The organism is Acinetobacter sp. ANC_7682, assembly GCF_056779795.1.
This window is the reverse complement of the sequence record NZ_JBWYIQ010000051.1, coordinates 1-8,703: the sequence shown is the minus strand read 5'-3', so window position 1 is coordinate 8,703 and position 8,703 is coordinate 1. Positions and strand designations below refer to the sequence as shown.

The 8,703-nt window shown below is 38.8% G+C and carries 9 protein-coding genes; 4 read left to right on the top strand and 5 right to left on the bottom strand.

Translation table 11 applies throughout. The features are described 5' to 3' along the window. Nucleotides 1-168 precede the first annotated feature (168 nt). On the bottom strand, nucleotides 169-1,869 hold the full coding sequence (locus tag AC1M9D_RS13565; RefSeq protein ID WP_481612402.1) for an NAD-dependent malic enzyme: 1,701 nt from the start codon (nucleotides 1,867-1,869) through the stop codon (nucleotides 169-171). A 297-nt stretch (nucleotides 1,870-2,166) separates the two neighbouring features. On the opposite strand from AC1M9D_RS13565, the gene AC1M9D_RS13560 reads away from it, so the two are divergent. From AC1M9D_RS13560 to AC1M9D_RS13545, 4 genes are all read left to right on the top strand, one after another. Next, complete coding sequence (locus tag AC1M9D_RS13560) at nucleotides 2,167-2,502, top strand: hypothetical protein (protein WP_481612401.1); 336 nt, start codon at nucleotides 2,167-2,169, stop codon at nucleotides 2,500-2,502. A gap of 31 nt (nucleotides 2,503-2,533) precedes the next feature. Then, on the top strand, nucleotides 2,534-2,770 hold the full coding sequence (locus AC1M9D_RS13555) for a hypothetical protein (RefSeq protein WP_481612400.1): 237 nt from the start codon (nucleotides 2,534-2,536) through the stop codon (nucleotides 2,768-2,770). Between the two features lie 269 nt (nucleotides 2,771-3,039). After that, nucleotides 3,040-4,830: an arginine--tRNA ligase gene (argS, locus tag AC1M9D_RS13550; protein ID WP_481612399.1), complete on the top strand. Its 1,791-nt coding sequence runs from the start codon at nucleotides 3,040-3,042 to the stop codon at nucleotides 4,828-4,830. A 133-nt stretch (nucleotides 4,831-4,963) separates the two neighbouring features. Further along, nucleotides 4,964-5,572 carry an SPOR domain-containing protein gene (locus AC1M9D_RS13545; RefSeq protein ID WP_035268975.1) on the top strand — a complete coding sequence of 203 codons (609 nt, stop codon included), beginning with the start codon at nucleotides 4,964-4,966 and terminating at the stop codon, nucleotides 5,570-5,572. A 47-nt stretch (nucleotides 5,573-5,619) separates the two neighbouring features. Here the strand turns inward: AC1M9D_RS13545 and AC1M9D_RS13540 are convergent, their stop codons facing one another. From AC1M9D_RS13540 to AC1M9D_RS13525, 4 genes are all read right to left on the bottom strand, one after another. Further along, nucleotides 5,620-6,231, bottom strand: a complete 612-nt coding sequence (locus AC1M9D_RS13540) for an alpha/beta fold hydrolase (protein WP_481593735.1) — start codon at nucleotides 6,229-6,231, stop codon at nucleotides 5,620-5,622. Between the two features lies 1 nt (nucleotide 6,232). Further along, nucleotides 6,233-6,874 carry a glutathione S-transferase family protein gene (locus AC1M9D_RS13535; protein WP_481612398.1) on the bottom strand — a complete coding sequence of 214 codons (642 nt, stop codon included), beginning with the start codon at nucleotides 6,872-6,874 and terminating at the stop codon, nucleotides 6,233-6,235. A 136-nt stretch (nucleotides 6,875-7,010) separates the two neighbouring features. Continuing rightward, complete coding sequence (locus AC1M9D_RS13530) at nucleotides 7,011-7,409, bottom strand: OsmC family protein (RefSeq protein WP_481612397.1); 399 nt, start codon at nucleotides 7,407-7,409, stop codon at nucleotides 7,011-7,013. Nucleotides 7,410-7,431: 22 nt separating this feature from the next. Continuing rightward, nucleotides 7,432-8,382: a pirin family protein gene (locus AC1M9D_RS13525; protein WP_481610221.1), complete on the bottom strand. Its 951-nt coding sequence runs from the start codon at nucleotides 8,380-8,382 to the stop codon at nucleotides 7,432-7,434. Nucleotides 8,383-8,703: the final 321 nt, after the last annotated feature.

Below are 8,703 nucleotides of genomic sequence, written 5' to 3'. Positions count from 1 at the left end.
GGAATTAGGTCGACCACTTACCCAAGTTACGCCTTAAATTTGGCTCAATTAGGGGCGCTTTGCATTTCAAATCTTTGTGCAACAAAGCCTAATTATTCTAAAAAAATAGGAACCAACGCATTGATTCCTACTTATTTCCAATGAATTTATATTGAAAATTCAAGTTTTTTAAAATGGAATTCGCTTATAGCGGCGATATTCCGGTTTCCAGAAATTATCTTCAATACTTTTTTCGATCAGCTCATCACTCAATGGCAAGGCAACACCATCCTCAATCGCGGCCTTTGCAACCTTGAACGCGATGATTCGGGAGACTTTCTGCAAATCATTGAGATCAGGAAGTAAGTCGTCGTCAGGGTTCTGCAATTTTGGAGAGCAATCTGCTAATGCCATACTTGATGCCATTAGCATATTGTCTGTAACACGTGTTGCCTGCACAGCAATCACCCCTAAGCCAATCCCTGGGAAAATATAAGAGTTATTACACTGAGAAATATTGTGTAGCTTATCTTGATAATTAACTGGCATAAATGGACTACCAGTTGCAATCAAAGCTCGACCGTCCGTCCACTGAATAATATCTGCTGGTACAGCTTCTACACGCGACGTTGGATTCGACAATGGCAATACAATAGGATGCTCGCAATTGGATGCCATAGTTCGAATAATTTCTTCAGTGAACAGACCCGGTTGTCCAGAGACACCAATCAATACAGTCGGGTGTGCATTTTTTACAACATCTAGCAATGAAATGATGCCTTCCGCATCAGCCCACTCGGATACATTTTCTGAACTTTGAACCAGTTTACGCTGAAAATCTAAAAGGTTTGGTTGATTATCGGTCAATAACCCAAAACGATCGACCATATAAATTCGTGATCTTGCCTCAGCATCACTCAAACCTTCAGCCACCATTTGCGCAATGATTTGCTCAGCGATACCACAGCCCGCTGAACCAGCACCCAAGAATGCCACTTTCTGGTCACGTAATTGTTTTCCTGCAGCTCGACTTGCTGCGATTAAGCTACCAACCGCAACAGCAGCAGTGCCTTGAATATCATCATTAAAACAACAATATTGATCACGATATTTTTCCAGCAATGGCATTGCATTTTTTTGAGCAAAATCTTCAAATTGAATCAAAGCTTTTGGCCAACGACGCTTAATCGCACGAAGTACGTCATCCACAAAGTCATAGTATTCATCACCACTAATACGAGGCTGATTCCAACCTAAATAAATTGGATCATTTAGCAACTGTGCATTATTGGTTCCTACATCCAATGTAATGGGTAATGTATAAGCTGGGCTAATACCACCACATGCGGTATAGAGAGATAATTTTCCGATTGGAATTCCCATCCCACCAATCCCTTGGTCACCTAAACCAAGAATACGTTCACCATCTGTGATTACAATAACTTTGACGTTGTTCTTATTCACATTTTGTAAAATATCGTCAATGTTGGCACGATCAGGATATGAAATAAATACACCACGATGACGGCGGTAAATATCAGAAAATCGTTGACAAGCCTCACCTACCGTTGGGGTATAAATAATCGGCATCATTTCAGATAAATGATTTTCTATGAGGTGATAAAACAAAGTCTCATTGGTGTCTTGTATATTTCTCAGATAAATATGCTTATTAATGTCGTCATGAAATGACGTAAATTGTTGATATGAACGTTGGTGTTGCTCTTCAATCGTTTCAATCACATGAGGCAGCAAACCGTTTAGATTAAAACTTGCTCGCTCTTCCTCAGTGAACGCAGAGCCTTTATTAAGGAGAGGTAGTTCAAGCAAAGTAAAGCCAGCATAAGGGGTATAAAGAGGGTGTTTTACTTCAGTGTGTTCAGTTGTCATCTCTAATCTCATGGATCAGGCCTAAATTCAGACCCTTTTCATTTCATTTTTACCATTTATTTAAGAAATAGCTTAAGCCGAAATGAAGACAAATGTATATTTATAAAATTGATAATAATATTGGCAGTATTTTTAAATTTTATAACTTCAATCAATCATTCTATTGATAGAAAAATAGATAAAACTGTCACATTTCAAATGTATTATTCATGTTTATTAACTTTTTTTTGCAAACTAATCTGAACGATTCAGCTAATATCGGATTCAACCGTATTCTTAGTTCATTATTATACCCACATGAAAATTACAGCTAAAATTGCCATTTTGCCATTGACTATTATTTCATTGCTAAATGTGACGGGTTGTCAAACCATCACTGACACGACCTCAAAGGTCGGTGATAAAGCACTTTCAATGGTGGGCTTAGCACGCGCTGATAAAACCCCTGAAATTGATAAAAAAGGCATAGTCGATATTAGTAAAACGACACTCGAGCAAATTGAGAAACTTAAACAAAATATGCCGATTGGTCAGTGGGTATATATCGAAAATGACCTTCAAGGAATTTATGACTTACAAAACAAAGCAGTTGATGGTCACATGCTGTTCCTGCGTTTAAATTGTAAGAAATAGTGTCCAAAAACCAAGTCTCAGCATACAAAATGTGGAAGGTTCGGAAATTTTAAATAGTCTTCAGCCTGAAGTGGGCACGATCCAAGTACTACTTGACAATAAGAATTACGGAAATCCTTTTAGTTTGGCGAATCAAAAAAATTTAGCGACATTTCAAACTGCTACTCAAAAGGCAAAAACCATTAAAATCTTCCATGCATCTAAGTTATACACTTTCCAAAATGGTAAAGCAGAATTACTAAATAAGCCTGTCACGTGTATGGCTTAATTTCGAATCATAAAATTGCCTGATTTCTATTTAAATTCACATTAAATGAGATAAAGACAATCAGGCTCAATTCAATCATCGATATGCATTAGATGTAAAAGATTAATTTCATCATCGTTAATTCTGCAAATAGCGCATAGTGATTAAAAAAACTGATTTTATTATTTTTTATGTCGGATAAGTTTTATTCAACGCAAATCTGCTTCGCTAATGAGCGCTAAATTTGCTATATTTGTCGTTTTTCTGCGACATTAATTTTTCGATAAATTATGAATACGGCAATACAAGCAGCTCTCGATCATGCAGTGCAATCTCTTCAGACTGAAGGGGTCCTCCCATCTGACTTTAACAACAGCGGAAACTTAACGCGAACCAAAGACCGAAGCCATGGTGACTTCGCTTCGAATATCGCAATGATCGCGTCTAAAGCTGCAGGTATGAAGCCTCGTGATTTAGCAGAAAAAATTCTTGCTGCACTGCCAGAAGTTGCTGATATCAGTAAAGCGGAAATCGCCGGTCCTGGTTTTATCAACTTTTTCTTGAATGCAGACCAACGTTTTGCTGTTCTTGATGCTATTCAGGCACAAGCTAATGATTTTGGTCGTACACAAGTAAATGCTACGAAAAAAATCCAAGTTGAGTTTGTCTCTGCGAACCCGACATCAAGCTTACATGTGGGTCACGGTCGTGGCGCAGCATATGGCATGACGGTTGCGAATTTACTTGAAGCAACTGGTGCTACAGTCGATCGTGAATACTATGTGAATGACGCTGGTCGTCAAATGGACATTTTAGCGACGTCTACTTATCTACGTTACCTTGAGTTAACTGGTCAAACATTAGTATTCCCTAAAAATGCTTACCAAGGCGATTACGTTAAAGAAATTGCACAAAGCATTATTGATCAAGACGGCGATGCATATGTTCGCCCTGTAGCTGATGTTTATAAAGATGTGCCAGAAGATGTGCAATATGCTGAAGAACTTGATGCCGAAGGCAACAAGGTTGTACTTTCTGGCGATAAAGAAAAACATATTGATGGTCTAATTTTTAACTCGCAGACGTTAATAGGTGAAGGTTATCGCGTTTTTCATCAAGCTGCGTTAAAAGCAATTCTTGATGATATTAAAGATGATCTTGGTGAATTTGGTGTGACTTTCAACCAATGGTTCAGTGAAGCATCATTGACTGAAAAAATTGAAGAAGCATTACAAACACTTGATCAACGCGGCTTCCTCTATGAGAAAGATGGCAACATTTGGTTCAAATCAACAGAATTTGGTGATGAAAAAGACCGTGTTGTAAAACGTCGTAATGGTCAAACCACTTACTTCGCGTCTGACATTGCTTACCATCTGAATAAACTTCAGCGTGGTTATACTGACATTATTGATATTTGGGGTTCAGACCACCACGGTTATATCGCACGTGTAAAAGCGGCGATTGATGCGATGGGATATGACTCGAAAAAACTGACTGTGTTATTAGTACAATTCGTCAGCCTATGGCGCGGTGGTGAGATGGTTCAAATGTCATCTCGTTCAGGTCAATTCGTCACATTGCGTGATCTACGTAAAGAAGTCGGCAACGACGCTGCTCGCTTCTACTATGTCATGCGTAAGTCTGAACAGCACATCGACTTTGATCTAGATCTCGCGGTTTCTCAAAGTAAAGACAATGCGGTGTATTACATTCAATATGCTCATGCACGTATTTGTCGTATGCTAGAAAAAGCAAGCAGCTTGAACATCAACTTCGATGCGACCACTGCGCGTGGTTTTGCCGCAAAGCTTGAATTAGAAGCTGAAACTGAAATCTTAGCAAAACTTGCAGCCTACCCTGAAATTATTGCACGTGCTGCAAACAGCCATGAACCGCATCAAGTAGGTAACTACTTAAAAGAACTTGCAGCATTGTTCCATGGTTGGTACAACGAAAATAAAGTACTCGGTGATGATGCTGATCTGACCCAAGCACGTTTGTTGTTATCGGTAAATGTTCGTCAAGTCTTGAAAAATGGTTTAGAGCTTTTAGGCGTTTCTGCACCTGAAAGCATGTAAGTCATTGAAGGTGAATCTTTTTAAAAGATTCACCTCTTTAGACTTTTATTATTGAAAAAAAATGAGATAAAAATTCCATGTGATGGTAATCCAATTTTCCATTACATGATCTTAAAATAAGAGAGGTTTCCAAGTGTTTGGAAAAACGCAGCGTGGTGTATCAGAAAGACCTAACAAACCTAAACAACCATTAATACCAAAATGGTTAGGTATGCTTGTTCTGATTTTAATTGTACTGAGTTTTGCCGTAGCCTTAATGCTATGGAAACCGTGGGCGCCAGTCCAACCAAAAAGCAATGATATTCAATCTGAACATTATCAAGAAGATACGAATAAAGATTATCGCTTCTACGATTTATTGCCTCAACAACAAGTGACTCCAATCCCCGATCAAGCTGTACCTGAAAATCAGCAAGTGAACACCGCACCTGTCATCGTGGAAGCACCTGTGGTTGCTGATGCTACAACGACAGAGGGTGAACTGATTGAAAATGCAGAACCTCAACCCGTAGCGAGTAGCTACCTTTTACAAGTCAGAAGTTATCCAGATCCAGACAGTGCTGATGCACGTCGTGCTGAAATTATTCTCAACGGCTTATCTGCAGATGTCATTAAAACCACGGAAGGCGGTCAAACCTGGTATCGGGTTGTCTCTGGACCTTATGACTCTCAAGAAGCAGCTGTTATCGCTCAGCAAACCCTACAACACAGCGGTATTGATTCAATCGTTGTAAAACGATAATCATAAAAAAGGATGCGATTAGCATCCTTTTTTAGTCTAGAGCAAACCTAAAATTTTGCTAAGTAGCGCTGAATAAAAGAAATACACTCTGGCGCATAAACTTTAGCTAAGTCATGTTGTCCGTTCGGGATCACATTCAGCGCTGAATACTTAAAAGCGTGATTTAAATACTCACCTACTGCGACAGGACTAATGTCATCATCTCCGCCCCAGATTAATAGTACAGGACATTCAATTTCAGCAAGCCGTTCATCTAATTTGGTTTCATCATCAATAAACCAGTGCGGCACTTCATATTCATTTTGATATTCTGCACGCCAATCTTTAACATGAAATGGTGTTAAATCAACGCCACCTGACGTAGCGACCAACACCAAACCTTGAATCAATTTTGGATACCTCAACGCCGCTTGAACAGCAATGACCCCACCCATAGATTGAGCGATCAGAATACTTGGGCGCTGAAGATGATCAAATACATAATCTTGTAAATCTGACATTGAATTTACATGTGGATGATCAGGATATTCACCAAAACTGGGATAAGCAATGATGTGCGTGTCGTACTCAGATTCAAAATGTGATTGAACAGGTTTCCAAAATGCAGTACTGCCAGATGCTCCGGGCAGGAAGATTAATTTCACTGCCTGATCTGCCATCTTAATCACCACCCTTGATGACCGCTCGCTGATAAGCAGGTCTTTGTTTTATGCGTTTTACATACGCATGAATGTTCGGATATTTTCCATTTAAGCGCTCATCCATCGCGATCAAGGGAAAACTCATTTGGATATCTGCAAATGAAAACTGAGATATAAAAAATTCATGTTGCGCCAAATGCTGTTCTAAAAATTCAATATGTTCAGCGAGACGCGGTTGTATAAATCCATCAGTCACCCCATCAATAATTTTATTGGCAATTGGTCGAATCACAAAAGGTACTTTAGGAGGTACAAACGAGAGAACTAAGGTCATCACTAAAAGTGGCATTAATGAGCCTTCAGCGTAATGCATCCAATACTGATATTGTGTTAAGTCCGGCTGTGCCTGGGGTTTAAATTGATGCTGAGTATCATAGCGATCTGCCAGATAGTCTAAAATCACCGCAGATTCTGCGATCACTAAATTATCATCAGTAATCACTGGTGATTTCCCCAAAGGATGAACCTTCTTCAATTCTGGTGGAGCGGCGTAAGTTGGCAATCTTTTATAATGTTGAATTTGGTATTCAGCACCCAACTCTTCTAGCGCCCAAATAATTCTTGAAGAACGTGATTTTTCTAAATGATGTAATGTCAGCATAAGACCACCTAATTTTATTTCTCTCTATATAGCCATTTTGAATAAAAAAAAGACATCCTGCTTTACACAAAATGTCATCTTTTTAGCTGTAAATTACAAAAATACAGAATGTTGATGCCTATTAAGTTGTCTATATTTAAACAATTGTTGTTTTAATTTCGACGCTTCTGAGCAATGTTTTAGTGACGGGTGTTTTTTGGCACACATTTAAAACTTTTTCTTGTAGTGCTTCATCCAAGTTAGTTTTAAAACTTAAACGACGCTCAATCCATTCCTGCCCTTCTTTATTGGCTTTAAAATCTGCCTCAACACTAAATTCGCCTAAATCCAGTCCTTTATGCTCTGCATACATCCGTAATGTGATCATTGTGCAGGAAATTAATCCTGAACAAATAAAATCATACGGTGCAGGCCCACGATCTAAACCTTGGAATGATTCAGGTTTATCGGTGAGAAATGTGTGCTGACCAGATTGAATTTTACCACCCCATTTTTCAGGTAGTGTGGTGACCTTTGCATTTGCGATCGTTGCCATTTTATTTTCCTTCTTTGTCTTATTATTTAGATGGACGCATGCTATCAGGCAATATCGGAGCTTTCAAACGCTCGCCTTGGTATGATGGAATTGACCCAAAACGTGGATCTTCTGCTATCCATTGATCACGTGCAATTTTGATTTCTTCTTGCGTACGTCCAACGAAATTCCACCATAATAAAATTGGTGACTCAAATGGCTCACCGCCCAAAAGCAGTACACGACTATTGTCATGGATTTCTACTTCCACATGTTCTAGCCCTGGCTCTAAAATCACCATATTGTCTTCATCTAAATGATGACCATTAATAGTTGCTGTACCTTCAAGCGCCATGAATCCATATTCAAACTTTGGATTTAAAGGTAAACGTGCTTTAGCGGCTGTTTGCGCAAATAAATCAACACCTAAAAGCTCTGTATGTACTTTAACTGGTGATACTGTATTTAGATACTCACCGACCAATACCGTAAATTCGATACCTGACTGATTGACGACGGGTAATTCTGGATAGTGATTAAAAGCTGGATCGATGGTAAGTTTGTCATCAGGCAATGCAATCCAAAGTTGGGCAGCATGCATTTTTGTTTCATTCGCTGGCGCGACTTCAGTATGTGAAATACCTCGACCTGCGGTCATGAGGTTAACTTGCTTGGGCTGAATGAGCTGATCTGTTGTACCTAAGCTGTCGCTATGCAACATAGTCCCTTCAATCATCCAAGTAAAGGTTTGTAGACCAATATGTGGATGTGGACCAACATCTAGACCTTGTCCAGCTTCAAATGTCACAGGACCTGCATGATCTAAGAAGCACCATGCGCCAATCATACGCTTATGGCGACTTGGTAAAGCGCGTTTGATCACTGTTCCTTGACCAATTTCTGCACGGCGCAGTGGAAACTCCTGAATAAATTGGTTGGCGTACTTTTCACAGTCTTCTGAATGAGACAATTCGGTATAAGTATTATTGGTCATGTTGTTATCCTAAAAGTTTGGCAAATGGCTATCTTTGTTATAGATATTAACAAGGTCATGCAAGTTGAACCACCTTAGACTTAATACGCTGAATACTATAGGTAGGACAATTAGAGTTTTGTATGTATTAAAAATAGAATGCTTTATTATTAGCAGATTCTGTTAATTTGGAATAAAAATGAGCTATCCATATGTTATAAATATAAAAACTTTAATATTGTTAAATAATTTCTCTGTACACGACAAAAATAGATAACTCATTGAAATAATGTCACAATAATTGTTTTCTAACGACGAATACTATGACACATCTCAATGAGT